The organism is Pantoea sp. KPR_PJ, assembly GCF_041386365.1.
Classification (GTDB): domain Bacteria; phylum Pseudomonadota; class Gammaproteobacteria; order Enterobacterales; family Enterobacteriaceae; genus Pantoea.
The window spans coordinates 190,471-213,712 of record NZ_JABMIK010000005.1 but is presented as its reverse complement, the minus strand read 5'-3'; the positions used below and the strand labels follow the sequence as shown (position 1 = coordinate 213,712).

Here is a 23,242-nt window from a genome sequence, read left to right as displayed (position 1 = left end):
GCGCCAGACCCGGCGCCCAAAGCAGCGGCACAGCGTCAGGCCAGAGGTCAACTGCCGCAGGGGATTATCCGCCGATACGCCTGCTACAGGCAAGGGAACGGCCGCGCCAATTTCGCCGATCGTGAACAGAAGGTCAGGATTTATCCTGTCAACGCGTTTCCTGAGAATGAACACTGGACTGATGCTCGGCGTGCGGTCTGTATTTCGTCAGCTACACTCGAAGCAGACTCTAAACCCCAGGAGACGTGATGACGGAGCCAAAACAATCCCCTGAACAGACGGAACACAGTCTGGTGCTGCAAAGTGGAGCGGCCTGGAACGGTCAGCCCTATGAGCATTACCCCGCCGGGAAGCCGCTGATTTCCGTGATGCGTATGTCGCTGCCCGCGCACAGCGAGTTGCCCTGGCATACCCATCCGATGCCCAACACCGCCTATGTCCTCTCGGGACAGCTGACGATTGAGGACAAAGAGAGTGGCGAAAAGCATCAGGTCAGCGCCGGAGAAGCGCTTAATGAAACTCTCAACAGCGCACACCGCGGCTATACCACTGATGAGGCGACAGAGCTGGTGATCTTTTATGCGGGCGTGGAAGGCCAGCAACTCTCCGTCTCGTTGCCCGGCGAGGCGTCGGAATTCTGACGTATCCCTCTGCTAATTCGCCTGGCGAACCGGGCAGATGGCCGTCTGATCGGGCCTGCGCGGTGCAGGCCCGTCATAGCGTTCAGACAAGCGAGAGGCGGAATGTTAGCGTAATGCATACCACTCTTTATGCTTCAGCGGATTCATGGCCGCGCCGATAAGATCGGAAATCACGTTCACCAGAATGACCAGCCCGCCAACCACCATGACACCTGCAGAAATCGCCGCATAATCCTGCTGGCGGATCGCGTTAATAACCCAGCGGCCCAGTCCCGGCCAGTTAAACACCACTTCGGTGATCATCGCCAGCGTCAGCATGGTAGAAAACTGCAAACCGAGGCGCGGGATCACCGGCGGCAGCGCATTGTGCAGCACATGACGGCGGATAACGGTAAAGCGCGACAGACCGCGCGTGGCCGCAGCTTTCACATAGTTTTTATCCATTACCTCGCTGGTGCTGGCGCGCAGCAGGCGGATCACTTCAGTCGCTGGAGCGACAGCCAGCACGATCACCGGCAGGATCATATGCGTCAGCACGCTTACCAGCATTTCATGACGCCACGGCGACGGGCTGAGCCAGGCATCGACCAGCGCCACTCCCGTGATATTTTGTACCGGGTAGAGCAGATCAAAGCGTCCAGAGACCGGTAGCCAGCCGAGGGTCAGTGAGAAAAACAGGGTAAACAGCAGCGCCAGCCAGAACACCGGCATTGAGAATCCCAGCAGCGCCAGCGCGCTGATTAGCTTGTCCTGCCACTTGTGACGCATCACCCCTGCGCAGATGCCGAGTGGAATTCCGGTCAGCAATGCCAGCGTAAACGCCAGTACGCACAGCTCCAGCGTTGCAGGAAAGACCTCGCGCAGCTGCAAACCAATCTCCTGTCCATTGGTGCTGGAGACGCCAAAATCAAACTGCAGCATCCCGCTAAACCAGAACCACCAGGCGTCAAAAAGCGACGCGCCTTCCAGCGGGGCGTTAGGGGTAAAATAGCTCAGGCTAAAACCCACCAGCGAGAGCAGAAACAGCGTAATGATCAGCAACAGCAGACGGCGCAACATATAAATAATCACTCAGGGCTCCTCGCCTTCATCACGGTATACCCCGGCAAAAGAGGCATTGCCAAACGGACTTAATACCAGGCCTTTAATATCATGGCGGTAAGCCTGAAGCCGCAGTGATGACGCCAGCGGCAGCACGGGCAGATCGCGTGCCAGCATCTGCTGCGCCAGATGATAGTTCTCAATACGGCCCGCCAGCTGCTGCGACAGCAGCGCTTTTTGCAGGGCTTCGTCAAAACCGGGTGAACACCAGTGCGCATAGTTGGTCTGTGAGCGGATGGCGGCGCAGCTCAGCAGGGGACGAAAAAAACTGTCCGGATCGTTGCTGTCGGTCGCCCAGCCGGTCAGAGTTAAATCATGATTCATCGCCATAAGCTGCGCCTCCTGAAAGCGGCCTTCAACCGGTGCAATGCTTACCTGAACGCCAATCTGTGCCAGATCGGCCTGCAGCAGCTCGGCCATTTTCAGCGGGCTGGGATTCCAGGACTGGGACGCGGCAGGCACCACGAGGCGCAGGTGTAGATCGGTAATGCCCAGCGACGCCAGCAGCTCATGCGCTTTTTTCGGATCATACTCTGTCACGCGCGCTTCATTATCGTAGGCCCAGGAGGCGCGCGGCAGCACGGAGGCGGCAGTTTCAGCCGTGCCGTAATAGATAGACTCCATCAACCGCTCATTGTTGATCGCCAGTGCCAGTGCGTGACGCACTTCGGGTCGGTCGAGCGGCGGCTTACGGGTATTGAATGCCAGGTAGGCGATGTTCATGCCCGGGCGCAGCGTCATGCGTAAGCGAGGATCGTCGCGCAAAATGGAGATCTGGCTGGCAGCGGGATAGGCCAGCACGTCGCACTCGCCGGTCAGCAACTTGGAGAGGCGTCCTGTCCCGCCCGCGCCCAGGTCGATCACCGCCTGTTGCAGGCGCGGCACTCCTTTCCAGTAATTCGGGTTACGCGCCAGACGAATATATTGCCCGGCACGATACTCACTCAGCTGGAAGGGGCCAGTGCCAACCGGCTGACGGTCCATCTCTTCCTGATGACCGAGACGCGTTAGCTGTGCGGCATATTCGGCGGAGAGCACCGGGGCGTAATGGGTCGCCAGATGCCAGAGAAAGGAGGCGTCTGGACTGTTGAGACGAATTTCAACCGTGTTGTTGTCGAGTTTTTTTACGCTCTGCACCGAATCGGCGAACTGCAGGCTGTCGAAGTAGGGGTAGCTGCCGCCGTTTACGTTGTGCCACGGATGGTGACGGTCAAACATTCGGGCAAAGCTGAACACGACGTCATCCGCGTTCAGCTTGCGGGTAGGTTTGAACCAACCGGTGTGCTGGAATGAAACGTTATTGCGCAGATGAAAGCGATAAGTCGCACCGTTATCACGCACTTCCCAGCCCGAGGCAAGGTCGGGCACCAGACGATAGGTATAAGGATCGACATCCAGCAGGCGATCGTAAAGCTGCGCCGCCAGAGTATCGACGGCCAGGCCGCTACTCGCCATTTGAGGATTGAAGGTGTTCAGCGTGCCGTTAACGCAATAGACAAAGCCACTCTGACGAATATCACGCTCGTCGGCGGACCAGGCGAAGGCACTTAATGCACTGAGAGCAAGCAACAGCGACGAAATTAATTTTGACATAGAACTCAACGCGATTCGGGCAATAGGCTGAGTGTATCGCAAAGGCGGCAATGTCCCAAAATATGACGAGCAGGCTGCCTGATATTCATTCGCTGATGAAAATGAAGGCCTGACTTTAGTAGGGAAATGAGAAAAATTCTCAGTTATCGCTTTACAAGTGAGAACAAGAATGATTATTATTCCACTGCACTTCGACGGTGGCTCTACCGAAGAAGAGCACGACATTGCTCACATTGCTTCCAGTATTGTTGCCCGCACGCTGTGCGGGCTTTTTTTTTGCTCCGCGGCGGTCAGGCAGACAGCACCCGGCCCGGGGGGGTAACCAGGGCGTTTTCCATCAGGCCGACAGGAGATTTGACGGCGACGGGTCGGGCCCGTTTCGATAACAGACGGGACAGGGGAATATCCAGCCACATTCACGCTTTTAGCTGGGGGTGTGCAAAATCAGATTTGCCAGAAACCTGGCGATGAGTGACTGTCTGGCGGGTTTTATTGATTAACATCAAAAGAGCGTCAGGCTGTGGGCCATCGTGCTCCATGGTTGATATGAGATCTAGGTCCGTGAATTTAGTATTCGGGTGTACGTTCAACGGAGCTATAAAATGCAAATTAAACAGTTTTTTTCAGGTGTCATGCTGTGTGCTGCCGTGATCTCCCTCTCCGGATGTATCGTAGATGAGGAGGGGCAATCTCATCATCACCACCACCATCATCACCACGATGGATCGCCCACGACACCCGATAATGCCTCTCAGCACATCGGGCCGCCGCCGGCCTCGCAGCACGCTGGTCCGCCGCCGGCCTCGCAGCACGCCGGTCCGCCGCCTGCCTCTCAGCATTTTGGTCCGTCTTCGGATGAGGATATTCATCGCTGGTAACAACAGGGTTCGCTTCGGCGAACCTTTTTCAACGCTGTTCTGCTAATGCAAAAGCGACTGGATCGGGCACGGAGAAGTTCGTTGCGCCCTAATCAATGCCCGGAGGAATAAGGGCGGGTCACGACGCCAGAACGACCGGACCAGAATCTGACCGGGCTGAACCAGCGGCAGGTAACTGACACCACGGTAATGTTACTGATGGGCATTCAGGGGATCGACCAGGCCTTTCTTAATGACTCGCAACCGCCAGGACATCGGGTTTATGCGCCGCGCTTTTGTGTGGGTAAAAAGGGTCATGCGAGCAGGGTGCACATGCTGGGGGACAACTAGCGCCTGCACGCGTCAGTGAGTGCAGGCACAAACAGATGGGCCATCTCCCGTGACGCATGAGCAACATTTCTGAACAGGTTTTCTGTCCAGTGCGATTTATAAATATTCTTCCCTGAGTTTTTGCGATAGCCGTCGAATATCCGTTTCCCGGGTGGGGGTAACGAAAACGGTATCATCACCGGCAATGGTTCCCAGGATCCCGGCATGTTTTCCGTACGAATCGAGACTTCTGGCGACCAGATGAGCCGCGCCAGGTGCAGTATGAACCACAATAATATGTGCATTACACTCTATTGAAAGGATTTGGCTTTTAAGAGGGCTTGTGGCGGCAAGTGCGGAGAAGGTTGTCGGCAGGCAATACATCAGTTCACCGCTTGCGTTGCGGGTTTTTACCGCGCCAGTCTTTACAATCATCCGTGATATTTTGGACTGGTTGATATTGGGAAAGCCTCTTTTATGGAGTTCTTCTGCGATCTCAGTTTGAGATGAGCATTTTTTTTCCCGAATGATCTCTAAAAAAGTTGTCGTGAACGTTATATCCATACAATGTCCTTGTATTAATCAAAGTTGAACGCCTCGGTGCCACCTTATAAAGAAAAGCAGATTATGGGTTCAAACCTTTTTGCGATGTTTAAGGCGCTGCCTGAATAGCGTGCTGCATTTTGCCTTTCCGTTTTTCAACGGGGACTTAACCAGGGGCAAAACCAGACCGGAAGGTCATCTCGCGTAGCAAAAGGAATAAACAGGTCAGTCAGGGCCGATATAATTTAACAAAACAGCAATAACAGCGACATGGCAGGCACGTGCCAGTTTCAGGTAAACCCTACTCGCCCCTGCTCAGGGCAAAAGGGCGATAAATCCGCTGTAAAACAGAGCCCCGTGTGGCAGTTCAGGACGGGGCTACGACATATATCCTATGAGGTTGTGCGCTGCGTGGCGGCTTTCTCTAATTTACTGGTATCGCTTTTCGCTTTATTCCAGCCGTTGCTGATTTTGTGTTTGGTGTGCTTCCACTCTTTATGCGCGGTCTTTCTGGTCTGCTTTATATCTTTCTGCACATCCTGTTTCACTTTTTGCGTAACAGGGAGGGACGAGGCTGACGTACAGTGCCCGCCGAGATGGTGAGAGCCCACGCCGCCAGTGAGGTGGGTACCTTGCGGGCAGGCAACGGAAGAAAAAGCCATCAGGCCAGTTGATGCCAGAATGCAGACTGCTAAAATTTTTTTCATCGCTTATCTCAGGATTATTTCAGGTTAATCAGAACTTCTTTAATGAGCCATTATTTTAAACAGGCATTTATAAACACAATGACAACTCGTTACAGGCTGAGTCTCAGCAATAATCCTTGTTGCATGGAAGATACAAATTTTTAACGTTTTAATTTGCGCCAGAGCCAGCTTGCGATAAAAGGGGGGGCACTTTCAGGCGTGAAATAATGCATGTAAAAAGTGAAAACCCTGGCTTTCAGGCCATGCTTTGGACGCATTGCCAGCTTCGAACTATGAATAGTTGTGTTTTAAGAGCGATGGACACCCGATCGATAACCTTTATCACAAGGATAGTTACGCGGAACAACTTACAGACTTCTTTTCAAAAGTCGTAAGAGCTAAATTTTCCGTTGTCTTCAGTTTCTCCATGGCGTAGATATCCAGTATTAAATATCTTTTTTTAAAATTCGTTCGGTCTATATTAAATGCATGCTGAGCAATGTATTGAAAATCACCCATGTTAATAGCATTGATATCGCTGGGCTTCATTATAAATTTGCCTTTGTCGACCAGTTCTATTCCTGAAAAGAAATGTGGTGAGAGTGTGCTTTTCACCACAATTCTGTCAGGCGTTTAAACGAAATTTGACCACGTGTTTTTGTAGTGGTACAAAAAACGCAGCGCTGCTAACTCGATGGCATAAAGATTTCAGGAGATTTAATATGGAACTACTGATCAAAGCGCAGTGGGAAAGCGTTACAGGTGCTAATGGGGGGGTAACTATGAGTCTTTCAACAGCCCTAAAAATTAGAGTGATAGTTTGCAATATGTAAAAGAAATGCCCGATGATTCAGTAGATTTAATCGTTACCGGTCCGCCTTATTTCAAAGTCAAGCCGCTCGGCTGGGATAATCAGTGGAAAGGGGAGGAAGACTATTTGCGATGGCTGGATAACTGCTTAGCTGAATTCTGGTGGGTATTAAAACTTAATGGCAGCATATATTTGTTTGGCGGCCATAGGCTCGCGTCTGACATCGAAATCATGATGCGAAATCGGTTTAAAATTTTAAACCACATCGTCTGGGCTAAACCCGATGGTCGCTGGAAAGGGTGCAACAAAGAAAGCCTGCGCGCCTGTTTCCTATCCACTAAGCGCATTCTGTTTGCTGAGCACTATCAAGCCTATACAGACCTAAAAACGACAGTTACGCGCAGAAATGCCACGAGCTGAAGTGCGACGTGCTGTCGCCGCTGATTTCGTATTTCCGTGACGCACGCGCTGCGCTGTGAGTTAGCGCTAAGCAAATAACAGAGGCAACAGGTAAAGGGATGGCGTCGCACTGGTTCAGCGCCAGCCAGTGGCAACTGCCGAACGAAGCGGACTATCAGAAGCTGCAGGCGCTGTTTACTCACATCGCAATCGAGCGACACCAGGCTAACGAACTGACTAAACCTCATCACCAGCTTGTCGCAACCTGGCATTTGCTGAATCGTAAATATGGTGACCTGCTCGAAGAGTACAGAAGCCTCCGCCGTTCGTTCGACGTTACCGCTGCCGTGCCATATACCAACGTCTGGACGCATAAGCCTGTTCAGTATTACCCCGGCAAACACCCATGTGAAAAACCAGCTGGTATGCTGGAGCAGATAATCAATGCCAGTAGCAGGCCGGGTGATGTAGTTGCAGATTTTTTTATGGGGTCAGGTTCAACGATCAAAGCCGCACTGAGGCTGGGGCGGCGGGTAATCGGAGTAGAGCTGGAGGAGGATCGATTTAACAAGACAGCGGGCGAAATTCAGCGTCAAATCGGCAATCAGTAGGGCCTGACATACACCCACTCCCGCCCGTGGTTATCGTGATAGTGATCTGTCATTCTCTGAGATTTGTGGCCCAGCAATGTCAGTGTATCCACGCCCTGCGCCCGATATAGCCGCTCGGCTAAAGAACGCTGTTCGCGAAACGGCGGCGCAGTTCAGCCGGGCGGAATTGAAAGATCGCAGCACTCGCGACAAATTCTGAACCAGTGAGAAAGCGACCAGATGGGCATCCTTCGCATTGTTTAATACTGATGTTGGTGATGCATTTAATTAACTGTGAAAAATTAGCTATTTTTTTATATTCATTATTATTTATTTGAAATAATGTGATATGAATCTCGATTTTTTGGAGTTATTTGACTTTATTATTGCCCATTAAGCTTAATCAAAATTTATTAAGAACTACATCATGAAAATAACATTATATATCAATGTCATAATTAACGGTAACTGACGCATAATGTCTATTTGACCAATTAGTTTAATATTGGTACAAAAAACACGCAGCGCTGCTTACTTTTGGGATGAATGCTTCTTTGGAGATTTTGAATATGGATATATTGAAGAAAGAACAGTTAAAAAATGTTGCTGGTGCCAATGCTAACAGCGGTTATAGCCCCGACAACGCAGGTGGATCATCTAGGAGCAGTCATAGTAATGGCAATAGCAGCAATGGAGGCGGTAATTACAGCCAGTATGCGGGGACGGATGACTGTGTAAGAGCTATTGGGCTAGGGGCTTTGAGCGGTTTTTTTGGCGGCCCAGGGGCGGCACTGCTTGGCGTTGTATCAGGTGGATATAATGCATGTATAGGTAGCTCGAATAATGGCTCCGGTCGAGCCTCCAGCGGAGGTAGTGATTGCTCTAGTGGAATAGGAGGAGTATGCAGTTAGAGCGAAATAAATATTTCAGCAAAGCATTGCAACTCTTGGTTATAGGTTTAGGCCTTGTGCTTAATATATCTTTTCTCCATGGTGTAGGCTTGCTGAAATCTACTTATTTTGAAATCTCTAGAGAGATATCTGGGTTTGCGATTTATTTTACCAGCATTATTGGCACCTTAGTAATATGCAAATACCTGGTTAATCTTTTTCTTAGATTTTCTTCAAAAACCTAATTAAAAGCCCGCTTTAGCGGGCTTTTTTATACTCATATAAAATACCTGAGGGTTGTCTAATGGCTGAGCCATTGAGCACCAGCGCTACCGTGGGAACGGTGGCTGGCTGGGGCATTGTCACGTCTGCACTGGTGGGTTTTGTCACCTCCGTGGATTATTCAATCGCGTTTGGGGCGTTCGCCGGTTCTATATGTTTCGTTGTTACAGCCAAGGGGCTGACGGGGAAACAGATATTCGGCTACTTCATTTTTGGCTATGCCGCAGGGGTGTTTGGCGCGGGATTTGTTGCGGATAAAGCGGCTGCGTACCAGAGTGGGCCTTTAGAAACGCCATCAAGCGCGATGCTTACGGTCGTCGAATCGTCACTACTCTGGATTTTATTGATGAACTGGCACGCCTGAATTGGCAGTTGACAGCGAAAGAGGCTAACCGCTGGATTGAGAACTACACAATAACATTCAGGGACATATCCACAACAGAGGGTGAGGAGCGCACATTCCATCTTTTCAATCCTAACAGGGGGCTGTGAGATATGATTTCAATCGCCAGCGCAGGATTACATTCAGCGACGTCTCACAGTAAATGATATCGTCGTGCAGAACCCAGCCAATACGTTAATCACCGAGCGTGATCAGGGGCTGCTGATAGTCGACAGAGCTGCGCTAATTAAAAGCGGCGATAAAGTCGCACTCTTTCATGATGAGATGTCTGTAATAGCTCGGACTGACCATCGCTGCGTTATCACTGATGATGGACAAAAAATTACAGGTGAAGAGCTGGAGGGGGTAGTTGTGCTCGGCAAGATTACTTATGAAATTGTTAGTGTCTGGCATGATAGCCAGCCAATTTAACATCAGGAAATACCTTGCCAGGAGGCAAAAACTTTCCCCAAAACTATCTTAAAAAAGGAGTAAAAACAGGCCGTTAAATAATTAATAATTAAGTTCCAAAAGACACATTGATTTAAGTGTAAATTATTGATTTTATTATAAATTATTCTTTTTCTATTCCATGCTTTTTCAGCATGGCGCGAAGCTGATGATAAGTGACGCCCAGCAGATCGGCCGCGCGTCGCTGATTGTATCTGGCCTGTAGCAGACTCGCCTCTACCAGCGAGCGCTCCTGTTGGTGCTGCCACTGGCGCAGATCCAGCGGCAGGGCAGGCAGGGTACGGCTGCCCTCATCAGGCTCAGCGGTGACCGGCGACACGCGCGGCGCAAACGGATTGATGATAACGTTGCCCAGCGGTTCTTCACTGCTGTGGTGACGGTAAACCGATCGTTCTACAACATTCTTCAGTTCACGCACGTTGCCCGGCCACGGGTAGGCCAGCAGTGTGGCCTGCGCTTCAGGGGTAAAACCGGGAAAGAGCGGCAGGCCCAGCTCACGGCACATCTGAATGGCAAAATGCTCGGCCATAACCAGAATATCGCTGCGGCGCTCGCGCAGCGGCGGCAGCTGCACCACGTCAAAGGCGAGGCGGTCAAGCAGGTCGGCGCGGAACTTGCCTGCCGCCGCCAGCGCAGGTAAATCTTCATTGGTGGCGCATACCAGCCGCACGTTGACCTGCAACGCATGGTTGCCGCCGACGCGCTCCAGCTGGCCATATTCAATGACGCGCAACAGCTTCTCCTGAACCAGCATCGGGGCGGTTGCCAGCTCATCCAGAAACAGCGTGCCGCCGTCGGCACGCTCAAAGCGGCCCAGATGACGCTTCTGCGCGCCGGTAAACGCGCCCGCTTCATGTCCAAACAGCTCTGAGTCGAGCAGGTTCTCATTCAGCGCAGCGCAGTTAAGGGAAATGAACGGACCCTGCCAGCGGTCTGACAGATAGTGCAGGCGACTGGCGATTAGCTCTTTTCCGGTGCCGCGCTCGCCGACCACCAGTACCGGTTTCTCCAGCGGAGCCAGCATCGACACCTGCTCCAGCACCTCAAGAAAGTTGTTGGACTCTCCCAACAGATTATCGTTGCTGACTGACATGATGAAATTCGCCACCTGTTAATTAATTTCACTACCTTACGCGACCCTGTGGACGCTGTAAAATTTAAAAATCATTAAAAATCAGATATATAAAAACTGGCACGCTATTTGAATAACCCTCAACAGCGCCTGGCGCATCAACATAAACAAAGAGGAACATCATTATGGGTATTTTTTCTCGTTTCGCCGACATCGTTAACGCCAACATCAATTCGCTGCTGGAGCGTGCGGAAGATCCGCAGAAACTGGTACGCCTGATGATTCAGGAAATGGAAGATACGCTGATTGAAGTCCGTTCCACCTCTGCCCGTGCGCTGGCTGAGAAAAAACAGCTTAGTCGCCGCATTGAGCAGGCGGAAATTCAGCAGGCTGAATGGCAGGAGAAAGCGGAGCTGGCGCTGCGTAAAGAAAAAGACGATCTGGCACGTGCGGCGCTGATCGAAAAACAGAAGCTGACCGACCTGATTGCCTCTCTGCAGCAGGAAGTGGTGCATATCGACGAGACGCTGGCGCGCATGAAGGGCGAAATCGGCGAGCTGGAGAAGAAGCTGAGCGAAACCCGTGCCCGTCAGCAGGCGCTGACCTTGCGTCATCAGGCTGCCTCGACCTCGCGCGATGCCCGTCGCCAACTCGACAGCGGCAAGCTGGATGAGGCTATGGCGCGCTTTGAATCCTTTGAGCGCCGTATTGACCATATGGAAGCTGAAGCAGAAAGCCATCGTTTCGGTAAATCAACATCGCTCGACGCGCAGTTTGCCGATTTGCAGGCTGATGACGAAATCAGCCAGCAGCTGGAAGCGCTGAAAGCCAAAATGAACCGTGGTGAATAAGACCCAACCGAACTGCGAGACTGATTAAGGAGAGTCAATGAGCGCACTTTTTCTCGCTATACCGCTGACCATTTTCGTGCTGTTTGTGGCCCCTATCTGGTTGTGGCTGCATTACAGCAACCGCCGCAGCGGTAACTCGCTGTCAGCGGGCGATCTTCAGCGCCTGCAACAGCTGACGCAGGATGCCGAACGCATGCGCGATCGCATCCATGCGCTGGAGTCGATTCTTGATGCCGAGCATCCAAACTGGAGACAGCCATGATTCAACGTAAACTGTGGCGTAAACCGGATGAAGGGAAGCTGATGGGCGTCTGTGCGGGCGTGGCGGAGTACCTGGATATCCCGGTGCGCCTGCTGCGCGTGATTGTGGTGCTGTCAATGTTCTTTGGCCTGTTCGCCATCACCCTCTGCGCCTACTTTATCCTGGGCTTTGTGCTGGACGTTAAGCCGGCCGATGCCGAAAGCGTCGCCAGGCCTGACGCGGGCGAACTTCTGGATCGGCTGGAAAACGCGCTGCGACGCGATGAGCATAGCGTGCGTGACATCGAGCGCTATGTGACCTCTGAAACCTTTAGCGTGCGCAGCCGCTTTCGTCAGCTCTGACCTTTCCTGAGCGGAGCCATTCCGGCTCCGTTGCCCTGATCAACCGGAGGTATACTTTGTCATACACTCGTACGTCATCTTTTCGCCGTCGCGCGACCCCCGCGTTGAAGTCGGTCGGGAAATTTATCATTATCAATGCTGTGAGCTACGGGCCAGCCGGACTGACCGGCTGGGCGGTAAAATCTGTTGCGCGTCGTCCGCTGCGTATTCTGCTTTCCCTGGCGCTGGAGCCGTTGCTAAAGCGTCTGATGAAGCGGGCGTCGGCGCGCTTCATCAGGGAAAACGATGATAAACACCTCTGAACTACTTGCAGTGCTGAACCGCGGCGCAGATCGTCATCTGCGCCTGGCCGTAACCGGTCTGAGCCGCAGCGGCAAAACCGCCTTTATTACCTCTTTAGTCAATCAACTGCTTAACGTGCACAGCGGGGCGCGGCTACCCCTCTTTTCCGTGGTGCGTGATGAGCGGCTGCTCGGCGTAAAGCGCATTCCCCAGCGCGATATGGGCACCGCGCGCTTTACCTATGACGAAGGGCTGGCGCAGCTCTATGGCTCGCCACCTGCCTGGCCGACACCCACGCGGGGCGTAAGCGAAATGCGGCTGGCGCTGCGCTATCGCTCCCAGGATTCGCTGCTGCGCCACTTCAAAGAGAGCGCCACGCTCTATCTGGAGATTGTGGATTATCCCGGTGAATGGCTGCTCGATCTGCCGATGCTGGCACAGGATTATCTTGACTGGTCACGTCAGATGATCGGCCTGCTACAGGGCGATCGCGCGCAGTGGGCGCAGCCATGGCGCGCTCTTTGTGCCTCGCTCGATCCCCTGGCGCCCGCTGATGAGAACCGCCTGGCAGAGATTGCGGCCGCCTGGACCGATTATCTGCACCGTTGTAAAGCCGAAGGCCTGCATTTTATACAGCCCGGCCGCTTTGTCTTGCCCGGTGACATGTCAGGTGCACCGGCGCTGCAGTTTTTCCCCTGGCCTGTAGAGAACGAGGCGGCACGCAGTAAACTGGTGCAGGCGGATAAAGGCAGTAACTTTGCCATGTTGCAACAGCGTTACCGCTATTATTGCCAGCATGTGGTGAAAGATTTTTACCGCAATCACTTCCTGCGCTTTGACCGCCAGATTGTACTGGTGGACTGCCTCCAGCCGCTGAACAGCGGGCCTCAGGCGTTTAATGATATGCGCCTTGCGCTGACCCAGCTGATGCAAAGTTTTCACTATGGCCAGCGCACTCTGTTTCGCCGCCTGTTTGCACCGGTCATCGACAAGCTGCTGTTTGCTGCCACCAAAGCCGATCACATCACAGCCGATCAGCACGCCAGTATGGTGTCCCTGCTCCAGCAGCTGGTGCAGGATGCATGGCAGAATGCGGCTTTTGAAGGCATTAGCATGGAGTGCATCGGGCTGGCCTCGGTCCAGGCGACCCAGAGCGGTCTGGTGGATCATCGGGGGGAAAAGATCCCGGCGCTGCGCGGCAACCGGCTGTCGGATGGGGAAGCGCTGACTTTCTATCCCGGCGAAGTTCCGCCGCGTCTGCCCGGCCATGCGTTCTGGCAGCAGCAGGGCTTCCAGTTTGAACAATTCCGACCACAGCCGCTCGATATCGATCGTCCGCTGCCGCACATCCGCATGGATGCTGCCCTGGAGTTTTTATTAGGAGATAAGCTGCGATGAGCGAAGACAAACTGAAACCGCGCATTGATTTTGCGCGACCGCTGGAAGCGGCGCGCGAGCAAAGCCTGCGCCCGGCACAGGCCTTCGACGCTGAAGCCCATCAGGCATTTCATACCCTGGACGATGAGGCGCTGGATGTGGTGGAAGAGGGGGCCGGCGAGCGTGCGGTAGAGCAGGCGCTGCGGCCAAAGCGAAGTCTCTGGCGCAAGCTGGTGGGCGCAGGCGCTGCGCTCTTTGGCGTCAGCGTGGCGGCCCAGAGCGTGCAGTGGGCCTGGGACGCCTGGCTGACGCGCGACTGGTTTGCGCTCGGCAGCGGCGCAGCGGGCGGACTGATCGTGATTGCCGGCCTCGGCGCGCTCACCAGTGAATGGCGTCGCCTGTATAAATTGCGGGAGCGCGCCGAGGCGCGCGATACGGGGCGTGAACTGCTTCACAGCCACAGCGTAGGCAAAGGGCGCGCCTTTTGCGAAAAACTGGCGCAGCAGGCCGGTATTGATCAGGCTCACCCTGCACTGCAGCGCTGGCACGCCGCGCTGCATGAAAGCCAGAACGATCGTGAAATCGTCACCCTTTATGCGCAGCTGGTGCAGCCGGTGCTCGACCGTCAGGCGCGGCGGGAAATTGGTCGCCACGCGGCGGAATCCACGCTAATGATTGCCGTCAGCCCGCTGGCGCTGGTGGATATGGCGTTTATTGCCTGGCGCAACCTGCGGCTGGTTAACCGCATTGCGGCCATCTACGGTATCGAGCTGGGCTACTTTAGCCGCATCCGGCTGTTTCGTCTGGTGCTGCTGAACATGGCTTTTGCCGGCGCGTCCGAGCTGGTTCGTGAAGTGGGCATGGACTGGATGTCTCAGGATATTGCTGCCCGCCTGTCCGCCCGCGCGGCACAGGGCATCGGCGCAGGTTTACTGACCGCACGTCTTGGTATCAAGGCAATGGAGCTGTGCCGGCCGCTGCCGTGGCTGGAAAATGACAAGCCCCGGCTGGGCGACTTTCGCCGCGAGCTGGTTGTGCAGCTAAAAGAGACGCTGCAAAAGAGCAACGCCCGCGAAGAAAAGTAACGCCCGTCACGCTGGTGCGCTTCGTGCAAACGATGCGCACCGTTATCTGAACAGCCGTGTCAACTTTAGCTTCCACACCTCTTCAGACCCGCCGCAAGTTAGCGTATTATCAACCGATTCTTCACCTGACTAAGGCCATCGCAATGCGTCTGGAAGTCTTTTGCCAGGACCGTATCGGACTGGCGCGCGAGCTGCTCGATCTGTTAGTTGCCCGCAATATCGATTTACGCGGTATTGAAATTGCGGCTCTGGGCCGTATTTACCTTAACTTCGCTGCACTTGAGTTTGACCAGTTCAGTAGCCTGATGGCGGAAATTCGCCGCACGCCGGGTGTGACCGACGTGCGCACCGTGGCCTATATGCCCTCAGAGCGAGAGCACCGCGCCCTGAGCGCGCTGCTGGTTGCCATGCCGGAGCCGGTCTTTTCTGTCGATCTGAAAAGCAAAGTTGAGCTGGCTAACCCGGCGGCGCAGAATTTGTTTAACCTTGATGAGCAAAAAATTCGTAACTTCAGTGCGGGCAGCCTGATTACGGGATTTAACTTTCAGCGCTGGCTGGAGAGTGAACGCGTGGAGGCGCAGGCGCAGCACGTGGTGATTGATGGCCGTGATTTTTTGATGGAGGCTCGTCCAATCTATCTCACGGCAGACGAAGGTGCAGGCGATCAGCCGGTGGGTGCCATGGTGATGTTGAAGTCGACCGCCCGCATGGGACGCCAGCTGCAAAATCTGGTCGTCACCGATGAATCTGAGTTTGACCATATTATTGCGGTCACGCCGAAGATGCGTCAGGTGATCGATCAGGCCCGCAAACTGGCGATGCACGATGCCCCATTGCTCATTGTTGGCGATACCGGCACCGGCAAAGATATGCTGGCCCGCGCCTGCCATTTGCGTAGCGCCCGCGGCAAAAAACCTTTTCTCGCGCTCAACTGTGCGTCGCTGCCGGATGACGTCGCGGAAAGTGAACTTTTTGGTCACGCGGCGGGCGCTTATCCTAACGCGCTGGAAGGCAAAAAAGGCTTTTTCGAGCAGGCAAACGGCGGTTCAGTGCTGCTGGATGAGATTGGAGAAATGTCGCCGCGCATGCAGACCAAGCTGCTGCGTTTCCTGAACGACGGGACCTTTCGCCGTGTTGGCGAAGAGCATGAGGTTCATGTCGACGTACGCGTGATCTGCGCTACGCAGAAGAACCTGATTGAGCTGGTACAGCGCGGTGAATTCCGTGAAGATCTCTTTTATCGTCTTAATGTGCTGACGCTGCATCTTCCGCCGCTGCGCGAGCGCCCGCAGGACATTCTGCCGCTTACCGAAGTGTTCGTGGCGCGCTTTGCTGACGAGCAGGGGATTCCGCGTCCGCGCCTGTCCTCGCAGCTCAACAGCTTTTTGACCCGCTACAGCTGGCCAGGCAATGTGCGTCAGCTGAAAAATGCGCTCTATCGGGCGTTAACGCAGCTGGAAGGCAATGAGCTGCGGCCTCAGGATATTGTGCTGCCAGAACAGGCGCTTGATGCCACGCTGGGCGAAGACGCGATGGAGGGCACCCTCGATGACATTACCAGTCGTTTTGAGCGATCGGTATTGACGCGTCTTTATCTCTCCTATCCCAGCACACGCAAGCTGGCGAAGCGTCTCGGCGTCTCGCATACCGCTATCGCCAATAAGCTCCGTGAGTATGGGTTAGGCCATAAGCGCGGTGAACAGGAAGAGAAAAACGGCGGCTAAGGGCCGCCGTGAGTCTGATTACTTCAGTGCAGCCAGTGCCGCATCGTAATCTGGCTCGGTGGTGATCTCATCCACCAGCTGGCTGTACAGCACCTTGTCATTCTCATCAAGCACGACCACAGCACGCGCTGTCAGACCTGCCAGCGCGCCCGCAGCAATCTCAACGCCATAGGCCTTTTTGAACTCTGCACCGCGCAGCGTTGACAGCGTGATGACATTACTCAGGTTGTCTGCGCCGCAAAAGCGTGACTGGGCAAAAGGGAGATCGGCTGAGATGCAAAGCACGACAGCATTGTTCAGCTCGCTCGCGAGCTGATTGAAACGGCGTACAGACGCGGCACACACGCCGGTGTCGATGCTGGGAAAAATATTCAGAACCTTGCGTTTTCCTGCATACTCAGAGAGCGAGACGTCGGTGAGGTTTTTTGCCACCAGGGTAAAAGGTTGAGCCTGCTCGCCCGCCTGTGGGAAGTGACCTGCAACCTCTACCGGGTTGCCCTGAAAGTGAACAGTGTGAGACATAGCGATTCCTTAAATGTCTGAACAGATCTGACTGGTTACAGTTTTGTATCGTTTGAAAAACGATTTATGACATATCTATAAAAGACTTACGAGAAAAAAACGCAGTTATTCCGGAATAACCCACAGTAAACCGACATGACAGGGAGCAAATATGAGAACGGTAAAAAGCTATCCGGAATCCTGGCCGCTGCATACCCCTTTTGTGATTGCGCGGGGTAGCCGCACCGAGGCAAAAATCGTGGTGGTTGAAATTGAACAGGATGGCGTTAAAGGCACGGGTGAAGCAACACCCTACGCTCGTTACGGCGAAACAGAAGCGTCGGTGCTGGCGCAAATTGCCGATCTGTTGCCTGCACTACAGCAGGGAATGACGCGTGAGGCGCTGCAGCATGCGCTGCCGGCTGGCGCCGCGCGCAACGCTATCGACAGTGCCCTGTGGGATCTGGAGAGTCGTCAGCAGCGACAGGATCTCTGGATGCTGAGTCACACCCGGCCGCCCGATGCCGTCGTCACGGCGCAAACCGTCAGCATTGATACGCCCGCAGCCATGGCGAGCAGTGCCAGGGCGCTGTGGCAGCACGGGGCAACGCTGCTGAAAATCAAACTGGACGATACATTTATTACCGAACGCCTGATGGCGATTCGCACGGCGGTGCCGGAGGCAACGCTGATTGTTGATGCCAATGAATCCTGGCAGGCCGAGGGACTGGCGGCGCGCTGTCAGCTACTGGCCGACCTTGACGTGGCGATGCTGGAGCAGCCCCTGCCTGCCGGTCAGGATGCGGTGCTGGCAAACTTTATCCATCCGCTACCCATCTGCGCCGATGAAAGCTGCCACACGCGCGACAGCTTACCGCAGCTACAGGGGCGTTATGAGATGATCAATATCAAGCTGGATAAGGCGGGTGGACTGACAGAGGCGCTGGCGCTGGCCGCAGCAGCAAAATCACTGGGATTTGACCTTATGGTCGGCTGTATGATCTGCACCTCGCGCGCCATCCATGCTGCACTGCCGCTGGCGGGTGAGGCGCGTTTTGCCGATCTGGATGGCCCTACCTGGCTGGCGGTTGATGTGGAACCGGCTATCCAGATCCGTGCAGGCAAGGTCCTTATTGCTGCCAGCGCAGCAGGTTGATCATCGCCTGCAAATACTGCTCAGTGGCTTCATCAACCGATACAGCAGGCATCTCAGCGGTAATGCAGGGCAAACCCAGATCGTTGCACCAGCTGCCAAATGAGCCTGGCGTGTCATAACCGACGCTGCTGACCAGCGGCAGCCCGGTCTGCTGCGCCAGCCAGTGACCCAGCGTGCTGCTGTGGGGGTCATCGATACAGGCCAGCGGCTCATGCCACGAGACAACCCAGCGCGGCTTTAGCTGATGAACCAGCTCGCACAGTGCCAGCGTTTCCGGTTCGGATGCCGGTCGATCGCCGGTGGAAAGCAGCACGTCGCGCGCCTCAGCGGCGCTGTTCCAGCGATACACCGTTTCACCGCTTTGCCAGTTGGCTGCCGGAAAATTGCGGTTGAGATCGACGCCATTCGCATTGGCGCGCAGGCCAAGCTGGCAGCCGTCCGGGTTAACCGCCAGCACCACATGATGCCGCCGCAGTCTGTCCGGTAGTGTACGCATCGCGCCAGAGAGCGTGGCGACCGCCGCATTCTCATCGCCGTGCGTACCGGCCAGAATCAGCCCGCTGTCACCATCGGCGGCCGGTGCAGGAAACCACAGCAGCGGTGCGCCCAGCACGCTATCGCCATAGCGCTGAAACGGAATCTCAAGTTTTCCGCGCCGGGGGCGCGGGTGTAACGACGACATAGGCTCTCTCCTTATGCAGACTTCCTGACAAAGTAGCGGAAAAGCCGCGCGCGGAAAATCGCTATTTCTCCCTCAGCTATTTGCGCTACAGTGCCGGGGTCATGCTGCGTCCTGAACTGCGTTGCGCAGCGCTTCATCAGGCTAAGGGAGTAAAAATGAAAAGCACATTTTGCAAGACGCTGATAGCGCTCGGCTTCGCAGGTATCGCGTCGCCCGCGCTGGCGGCACAGCCGCCAGCGGGTGCACAGCTTGCCAGCCAGCAGGAGATTGTCCGCCATATTAAAGATGAGCCCGCCTCGCTCGACCCGCTGAAGGCAGTAGGGCTGCCGGAGATCCAGGTGATTCGCGATCTGTTCGAGGGCCTCACTAACCAGGATGCAAAGGGCAACATCGTGCCGGGCGTCGCAGAAAGCTGGAGCAGCAGCGACAACAAAACCTGGATATTTACGCTGCGCAGTAACGCGAAATGGTCGAACGGTGAGCCGGTAACGGCGCACGATTTTGTCTACAGCTGGCAGCGGCTCGTGGCGCCAAAAAACAGCTCGCCTTTTGCCTGGTTTGCCGCGCTGGCGGGCATCAGCAATGCCGCAGCAATAACCAAAGGCGAAATGCCCCCCAGTCAGCTGGGGGTCAGTGCGACAGATGCACAGCACCTGACGGTGACGCTCGATCGGCCGGTGCCCTGGTTCCCCAGCCTGGTGGCGAATGTGGCGCTGTTTCCCGTACCCCAGCAGGTTGTTGCGCGTGAGGGCGACGGCTGGACGGCGCCAGGCAAGCTCGTCGGCAACGGCGCTTACCAGCTACAGGATCGCGTGGTCAACGAAAAGATCGTGCTGGCGCGTAACCCCCACTACTGGGATGATGCCCATTCGGTCCTGACGAAGGTGACTTTTATCCCCCTCAATGAAGAGTCGAGCGCCACTAAACGCTATCGGGCGGGCGATATCGACATCACCGAATCTTTCCCCAAAAATATGTATGCGCAGCTGAAAAAAACGCTGCCGGGGGAGGTTTATACCCCTGAGCAACTGGGCACCTATTACTACGCGTTCAATACGCAGAAAGGCGCGACGGCGGATGCGCGCGTGCGCAAGGCGCTGTCGTGGAGTATCGATCGCCGCATTATCGCGGAAAAAGTGTTGGGCACCGGTGAAAAACCGGCGTGGCGTTTTACTCCTGACGTTACCGCAGGCTTTAAGCCGGGCAGCTCCTACCTTGAGCAGCACAGCCAGCAGGAGCTGAATATTCAGGCGAAAGCGCTGCTGACCGCCGCGGGCTATGGGCCAAACCGACCGCTGCACCTGACCCTGCTTTACAACACCTCAGAAAGCCACCAGAAAATTGCTATTGCCGTGGCGTCGATGTGGAAGAAAAACCTCGGCGCTGACGTCACGTTGCAAAATCAGGAGTGGAAAACCTACATCGACAGCCGCAACAGCGGGAATTTTGACGTGATCCGTGCCTCCTGGGTCGGGGACTACAACGAGGCATCGACCTTCCTTAGCCTGCTGACCAGCGGCAACAGCAGTAATATTTCGCGGTTCAGCAATGCTGACTATGACGCGGTGATCGCGCGGGCTAGCCGTGAAGTCCAGCCTGAGGCGCGCAATAATGACTACCAGAAAGCAGAACAGATTATCGCGGATCAGGTACCCATTGCCCCCATTTATCAGTACACCAATGGCCGCCTGATCAAGCCATGGGTCAAAGGGTATCCTGTGACCAATCCGGAAGATGTCGCCTACAGTCGTGAGCTGTGGATTGAGAAACACTAGGCCCGGCGCGGCCCGCCAGCCGGGCCGCAGGCAGACATCTTTGCTCACAGCCTGAAGATTGCAACTCATCACCGCCGCGCTAGACTGTATCGTATTGATTTTAGGGGTGAGGCAAGTGAGTGAACGTCATTGAAGGCAAAGCGTTGCAGGTATCCGACGCAATTATCGCCTGCCAGCTTGATGGCAAGGGCGGGTTGATCCCTATCGAAGATAAAGATGTGATCCACTGCGAGCGTCCCTGCTGGCTGCATCTTAACTATACCCATCGTCAGAGCGCAGAGTGGCTGCAGTCAACGCCGCTGATCCCCGATGCGGTGCGCGATGCGCTGGCGGGCGACAGTATGCGGCCACGCGTCAGTCGCCTTGGCGACGGCTTTATGATCGTCCTGCGCAGCGTTAACCATAATGCCGATTCGCGGCCCGATCAGCTGGTGGCTATGCGCGTCTTTATCAATGACAAGCTGATCGTCTCAACGCGCCGCCGCAAAGTTTATGCGGTAGATGCCGTGCTGACCGATCTGCAAAACGGTAACGGGCCGGAAGATGGCGGCGGCTGGCTGGTGGATATTTGCGATGCGCTCACCGACCACGCCAGTGAGTTTATTGAGGAGCTGCACGACAAAATTATCGAGCTGGAGGACGCGCTGCTGGATCAGCGGATCCCAGCACGCGGCGAGCTGGCACTGCTGCGTAAACAGCTCATCGTCATGCGGCGCTACATGGCTCCGCAGCGCGATGTCTATTCGCGGCTCGCCAGCGAAAAATTGCCGTGGATGGATGACAGCGATCGTCGTCGCATGCAGGAGGTCTCTGACCGGTTAGGGCGGGGCCTTGACGATCTGGATGCGGGTGTCGCACGCACCGCGGTGCTGGCGGACGAGGTCGCTTCGCTGATGGCGGAGGCGATGAACCGCCGCACCTACACTATGTCACTGCTGGCCATGATTTTTCTGCCCACTACCTTTCTTACCGGACTGTTTGGCGTCAACCTCGGCGGTATCCCCGGCGCAGAGTGGCGCATGGGCTTCCCGATGTTTTGCCTGCTGCTGCTGGTGCTGATTCTGGGTGTCGCCTGGTATCTGAAACAGCGAAAATGGCTGTGATAACAGGGTAATCAAAAGGTTGCAGAATAAGAGCGAGGCAAAAAAGCAAAAAAACCTGATCGAGGTCAATACCTGTCCAGGCCAACCACGGCAAACTCTGTTCCCGCAGGTGAATGCAACGTCAAGCGATGGGCGTTGCGCTCCATATTGTCTTACTTCCTTTTTAGAATTACTGCATAGCACATATTTAATTCGACACGCCGGCCTTATCCGCCGGCTTTTTTTTGCGTGTCGCTCAGTTATACCTATGCTTAAAAGACAATGACCACAAAGGAGAAAGGTATGATGTCCATTATCGCCAGCGACCCGATTCCTACCGATCCTGTCCCGATTCCCGAGCCGATACCGCAGCCACCCCCCAGTCCGCAACCGGATCCGCAGCCTGAACCGGGTTTTCCACCGATTCTCGATCCGCCGCCGCATCGGTAAAAAAAAGGGCACGCTTCAGCAGCGTGCCCTTTTTTATGTTTCTTTTTTACGGCAGCTGAAGCACGTTGAGGCGTTCGGCTGGGGCCGGCCCCTCGTCCTCCTCCTGCCAGCCTGCAGGTTGCATCGGCAGCGTTTCGCGGTCAAAAGCAAGATCGCCCCCATCAACCACCGCATCGCCGTGCTGAATGCCTTTAAAGTCGAACAGGTTAATGTCCGCCAGGTGGGAAGGCACGACGTTTTGCATTGCGCTGAACATCGTCTCAATACGACCTGGATAGCGTTTATCCCAGTCACGCAGCATATCGGCCACCACCTGACGCTGCAGGTTTGGCTGTGAACCACAGAGGTTGCACGGGATAATCGGGAATTTGCGCGCCTCAGAGAAGCGAATAATGTCTTTTTCGCGGCAGTAGGCCAGCGGGCGGATAACAATGTGTTTGCCGTCGTCGCTCATCAGCTTTGGCGGCATGCCTTTCATTTTTCCGCCGTAAAACATGTTAAGGAACAGGGTCTGCAAAATGTCGTCGCGATGATGGCCCAGCGCGATTTTAGTACAGCCCAGCTCGGTTGCTGTGCGGTACAGGATGCCACGGCGCAGGCGTGAACAGAGCGAGCAGGTGGTTTTGCCTTCCGGGATCTTCTCTTTGACGATGGAGTAGGTATCTTCTTCGACAATTTTGTACTCAACGCCCAGTGATTCCAGATATTGCGGCAGAATATGCCCGGGAAAGCCCGGCTGTTTCTGATCAAGATTGACCGCCACCAGCGAGAAATTCACCGGCGCGCTCTGTTGCAGATTGCGCAGGATCTCCAGCATGGTATAGCTGTCTTTACCCCCTGACAGGCAGACCATGATGCGGTCGCCTTCTTCAATCATGTTGTAGTCAGCAATCGCCTCGCCGACGTTGCGACGCAGGCGCTTCTGGAGTTTGTTGAGGTTGTACTGTTCTTTCTTGTCAACAGTTTGATTTTCTTGCATTTTTCTTTGTCTCAGGAATCAAAAGGGGCATGTAAGGGGCAACGTTC

At 54.8% G+C, this 23,242-nt stretch carries 24 protein-coding genes and 2 pseudogenes; 17 read left to right on the top strand and 9 right to left on the bottom strand.

The window, feature by feature from the left end; translation table 11 throughout:
- Positions 1–248: 248 nt before the first annotated feature.
- The gene (locus HP564_RS13175; RefSeq protein WP_371243722.1) at positions 249–641 is read left to right on the top strand and encodes a cupin domain-containing protein; all 393 of its coding nucleotides are present in this window, start codon (positions 249–251) and stop codon (positions 639–641) included.
- Between the two features lie 105 nt (positions 642–746).
- Here HP564_RS13175 and sapB read toward each other — a convergent pair whose 3' ends face one another.
- Positions 747–1,712 carry a putrescine export ABC transporter permease SapB gene (gene sapB / locus HP564_RS13170; RefSeq protein ID WP_371243720.1) on the bottom strand — a complete coding sequence of 322 codons (966 nt, stop codon included), beginning with the start codon at positions 1,710–1,712 and terminating at the stop codon, positions 747–749.
- Positions 1,713–3,335: an ABC transporter substrate-binding protein SapA gene (gene sapA / locus HP564_RS13165; protein WP_371243718.1), complete on the bottom strand. Its 1,623-nt coding sequence runs from the start codon at positions 3,333–3,335 to the stop codon at positions 1,713–1,715.
- Between the two features lie 169 nt (positions 3,336–3,504).
- On the opposite strand from sapA, the gene HP564_RS13160 reads away from it, so the two are divergent.
- Together HP564_RS13160 and HP564_RS13155 are read left to right on the top strand one after the other, a co-directional pair.
- Positions 3,505–3,657: a hypothetical protein gene (locus HP564_RS13160; RefSeq protein WP_371243716.1), complete on the top strand. Its 153-nt coding sequence runs from the start codon at positions 3,505–3,507 to the stop codon at positions 3,655–3,657.
- Between the two features lie 280 nt (positions 3,658–3,937).
- The gene (locus HP564_RS13155; protein WP_371243714.1) at positions 3,938–4,213 is read left to right on the top strand and encodes a hypothetical protein; all 276 of its coding nucleotides are present in this window, start codon (positions 3,938–3,940) and stop codon (positions 4,211–4,213) included.
- 426 nt (positions 4,214–4,639) lie between these two features.
- On the opposite strand, the gene HP564_RS13150 is transcribed toward HP564_RS13155, so the two are convergent.
- Positions 4,640–5,086, bottom strand: coding sequence for an arginine repressor (locus HP564_RS13150; protein WP_371243712.1), 447 nt, complete (start codon positions 5,084–5,086; stop codon positions 4,640–4,642).
- Positions 5,087–5,457: 371 nt separating this feature from the next.
- Positions 5,458–5,772, bottom strand: coding sequence for a hypothetical protein (locus HP564_RS13145; protein ID WP_371243710.1), 315 nt, complete (start codon positions 5,770–5,772; stop codon positions 5,458–5,460).
- Between the two features lie 817 nt (positions 5,773–6,589).
- Between HP564_RS13145 and HP564_RS13140 the strand changes: the two are divergent.
- Positions 6,590–7,572, top strand: a pseudogene (locus HP564_RS13140) (site-specific DNA-methyltransferase).
- On the opposite strand, the pseudogene HP564_RS13135 reads toward HP564_RS13140, so the two are convergent.
- Positions 7,566–7,724: pseudogene (locus HP564_RS13135) on the bottom strand (integrase); the annotation flags it as partial. The pseudogenes HP564_RS13140 and HP564_RS13135 sit on opposite strands and share 7 nt — an antisense overlap.
- A 1,021-nt stretch (positions 7,725–8,745) precedes the next feature.
- Between HP564_RS13135 and HP564_RS13130 the strand changes: the two are divergent.
- Positions 8,746–9,087: a putative holin gene (locus tag HP564_RS13130; protein ID WP_371243708.1), complete on the top strand. Its 342-nt coding sequence runs from the start codon at positions 8,746–8,748 to the stop codon at positions 9,085–9,087.
- A 192-nt stretch (positions 9,088–9,279) separates the two neighbouring features.
- Entirely contained in the window at positions 9,280–9,537 is a 258-nt protein-coding gene (locus tag HP564_RS13125) for a hypothetical protein (protein ID WP_371243706.1), read from the top strand.
- A 142-nt stretch (positions 9,538–9,679) separates the two neighbouring features.
- On the opposite strand, the gene pspF is transcribed toward HP564_RS13125, so the two are convergent.
- Entirely contained in the window at positions 9,680–10,669 is a 990-nt protein-coding gene (gene pspF, locus HP564_RS13120; protein WP_371243704.1) for a phage shock protein operon transcriptional activator, read from the bottom strand.
- A gap of 164 nt (positions 10,670–10,833) precedes the next feature.
- On the opposite strand from pspF, the gene pspA reads away from it, so the two are divergent.
- The 7 genes from pspA (at position 10,834) to tyrR (ending at position 16,570) form a co-directional block, all read left to right on the top strand.
- Positions 10,834–11,499: a phage shock protein PspA gene (gene pspA, locus HP564_RS13115; RefSeq protein ID WP_371243702.1), complete on the top strand. Its 666-nt coding sequence runs from the start codon at positions 10,834–10,836 to the stop codon at positions 11,497–11,499.
- 37 nt (positions 11,500–11,536) lie between these two features.
- Positions 11,537–11,761: an envelope stress response membrane protein PspB gene (pspB, locus tag HP564_RS13110; RefSeq protein ID WP_371243701.1), complete on the top strand. Its 225-nt coding sequence runs from the start codon at positions 11,537–11,539 to the stop codon at positions 11,759–11,761.
- Positions 11,758–12,102 (top strand): envelope stress response membrane protein PspC, encoded by a 345-nt coding sequence (gene pspC / locus HP564_RS13105; RefSeq protein ID WP_371243699.1) that lies wholly within the window; start codon positions 11,758–11,760, stop codon positions 12,100–12,102. Before pspB ends, pspC begins: the two co-directional genes overlap by 4 nt.
- Before the next feature lie 56 nt (positions 12,103–12,158).
- Complete coding sequence (gene pspD, locus HP564_RS13100) at positions 12,159–12,404, top strand: phage shock protein PspD (protein WP_371243697.1); 246 nt, start codon at positions 12,159–12,161, stop codon at positions 12,402–12,404.
- Positions 12,388–13,782, top strand: coding sequence for a YcjX family protein (locus HP564_RS13095; protein ID WP_371243695.1), 1,395 nt, complete (start codon positions 12,388–12,390; stop codon positions 13,780–13,782). The genes pspD and HP564_RS13095 overlap by 17 nt, the downstream gene beginning before the upstream one ends.
- The gene (locus HP564_RS13090; protein WP_371243693.1) at positions 13,779–14,846 is read left to right on the top strand and encodes a TIGR01620 family protein; all 1,068 of its coding nucleotides are present in this window, start codon (positions 13,779–13,781) and stop codon (positions 14,844–14,846) included. The genes HP564_RS13095 and HP564_RS13090 overlap by 4 nt, the downstream gene beginning before the upstream one ends.
- A 143-nt stretch (positions 14,847–14,989) precedes the next feature.
- Positions 14,990–16,570, top strand: a complete 1,581-nt coding sequence (tyrR, locus tag HP564_RS13085; RefSeq protein WP_371243691.1) for a transcriptional regulator TyrR — start codon at positions 14,990–14,992, stop codon at positions 16,568–16,570.
- Between the two features lie 18 nt (positions 16,571–16,588).
- On the opposite strand, the gene tpx is transcribed toward tyrR, so the two are convergent.
- Entirely contained in the window at positions 16,589–17,092 is a 504-nt protein-coding gene (gene tpx / locus HP564_RS13080; RefSeq protein ID WP_371243689.1) for a thiol peroxidase, read from the bottom strand.
- A 151-nt stretch (positions 17,093–17,243) separates the two neighbouring features.
- Between tpx and ycjG the strand changes: the two genes are divergently transcribed.
- Entirely contained in the window at positions 17,244–18,227 is a 984-nt protein-coding gene (ycjG, locus tag HP564_RS13075) for an L-Ala-D/L-Glu epimerase (RefSeq protein ID WP_371243687.1), read from the top strand.
- Here the strand turns inward: ycjG and mpaA are convergent.
- Positions 18,202–18,909: a murein tripeptide amidase MpaA gene (gene mpaA / locus HP564_RS13070; protein ID WP_371243685.1), complete on the bottom strand. Its 708-nt coding sequence runs from the start codon at positions 18,907–18,909 to the stop codon at positions 18,202–18,204. The genes ycjG and mpaA overlap by 26 nt on opposite strands.
- 155 nt (positions 18,910–19,064) lie before the next feature.
- Here mpaA and HP564_RS13065 point away from each other — a divergent pair, with 155 nt between their 5' ends.
- From HP564_RS13065 to HP564_RS13055, 3 genes are all read left to right on the top strand, one after another.
- Positions 19,065–20,684: an ABC transporter substrate-binding protein gene (locus HP564_RS13065; RefSeq protein ID WP_371243683.1), complete on the top strand. Its 1,620-nt coding sequence runs from the start codon at positions 19,065–19,067 to the stop codon at positions 20,682–20,684.
- 119 nt (positions 20,685–20,803) lie between these two features.
- On the top strand, positions 20,804–21,787 hold the full coding sequence (zntB, locus tag HP564_RS13060) for a zinc transporter ZntB (protein WP_371243681.1): 984 nt from the start codon (positions 20,804–20,806) through the stop codon (positions 21,785–21,787).
- Between the two features lie 282 nt (positions 21,788–22,069).
- On the top strand, positions 22,070–22,216 hold the full coding sequence (locus HP564_RS13055; RefSeq protein ID WP_371243679.1) for a hypothetical protein: 147 nt from the start codon (positions 22,070–22,072) through the stop codon (positions 22,214–22,216).
- Positions 22,217–22,262: 46 nt separating this feature from the next.
- Here the strand turns inward: HP564_RS13055 and ttcA are convergent, their stop codons facing one another.
- Positions 22,263–23,195, bottom strand: a complete 933-nt coding sequence (ttcA, locus tag HP564_RS13050; RefSeq protein WP_371243677.1) for a tRNA 2-thiocytidine(32) synthetase TtcA — start codon at positions 23,193–23,195, stop codon at positions 22,263–22,265.
- Positions 23,196–23,242: the final 47 nt, after the last annotated feature.

Bases quoted from the DNA above. Each gene is read 5' to 3' on its own strand.
- HP564_RS13175 (WP_371243722.1), top strand. From the start codon at position 249: ATGACGGAGCCAAAACAATCCCCTGAACAGACGGAACACAGTCTGGTG.
- sapA (WP_371243718.1), bottom strand. From the start codon at position 3,335: ATGTCAAAATTAATTTCGTCGCTGTTGCTTGCTCTCAGTGCATTAAGT.
- HP564_RS13160 (WP_371243716.1), top strand. From the start codon at position 3,505: ATGATTATTATTCCACTGCACTTCGACGGTGGCTCTACCGAAGAAGAG.
- HP564_RS13155 (WP_371243714.1), top strand. From the start codon at position 3,938: ATGCAAATTAAACAGTTTTTTTCAGGTGTCATGCTGTGTGCTGCCGTG.
- HP564_RS13150 (WP_371243712.1), bottom strand. From the start codon at position 5,086: ATGGATATAACGTTCACGACAACTTTTTTAGAGATCATTCGGGAAAAA.
- HP564_RS13145 (WP_371243710.1), bottom strand. From the start codon at position 5,772: ATGAAAAAAATTTTAGCAGTCTGCATTCTGGCATCAACTGGCCTGATG.
- HP564_RS13130 (WP_371243708.1), top strand. From the start codon at position 8,746: ATGGCTGAGCCATTGAGCACCAGCGCTACCGTGGGAACGGTGGCTGGC.
- pspF (WP_371243704.1), bottom strand. From the start codon at position 10,669: ATGTCAGTCAGCAACGATAATCTGTTGGGAGAGTCCAACAACTTTCTT.
- pspA (WP_371243702.1), top strand. From the start codon at position 10,834: ATGGGTATTTTTTCTCGTTTCGCCGACATCGTTAACGCCAACATCAAT.
- pspB (WP_371243701.1), top strand. From the start codon at position 11,537: ATGAGCGCACTTTTTCTCGCTATACCGCTGACCATTTTCGTGCTGTTT.
- pspC (WP_371243699.1), top strand. From the start codon at position 11,758: ATGATTCAACGTAAACTGTGGCGTAAACCGGATGAAGGGAAGCTGATG.
- HP564_RS13095 (WP_371243695.1), top strand. From the start codon at position 12,388: ATGATAAACACCTCTGAACTACTTGCAGTGCTGAACCGCGGCGCAGAT.
- HP564_RS13090 (WP_371243693.1), top strand. From the start codon at position 13,779: ATGAGCGAAGACAAACTGAAACCGCGCATTGATTTTGCGCGACCGCTG.
- tyrR (WP_371243691.1), top strand. From the start codon at position 14,990: ATGCGTCTGGAAGTCTTTTGCCAGGACCGTATCGGACTGGCGCGCGAG.
- tpx (WP_371243689.1), bottom strand. From the start codon at position 17,092: ATGTCTCACACTGTTCACTTTCAGGGCAACCCGGTAGAGGTTGCAGGT.
- ycjG (WP_371243687.1), top strand. From the start codon at position 17,244: ATGAGAACGGTAAAAAGCTATCCGGAATCCTGGCCGCTGCATACCCCT.
- mpaA (WP_371243685.1), bottom strand. From the start codon at position 18,909: ATGTCGTCGTTACACCCGCGCCCCCGGCGCGGAAAACTTGAGATTCCG.
- HP564_RS13065 (WP_371243683.1), top strand. From the start codon at position 19,065: ATGAAAAGCACATTTTGCAAGACGCTGATAGCGCTCGGCTTCGCAGGT.
- HP564_RS13055 (WP_371243679.1), top strand. From the start codon at position 22,070: ATGATGTCCATTATCGCCAGCGACCCGATTCCTACCGATCCTGTCCCG.
- ttcA (WP_371243677.1), bottom strand. From the start codon at position 23,195: ATGCAAGAAAATCAAACTGTTGACAAGAAAGAACAGTACAACCTCAAC.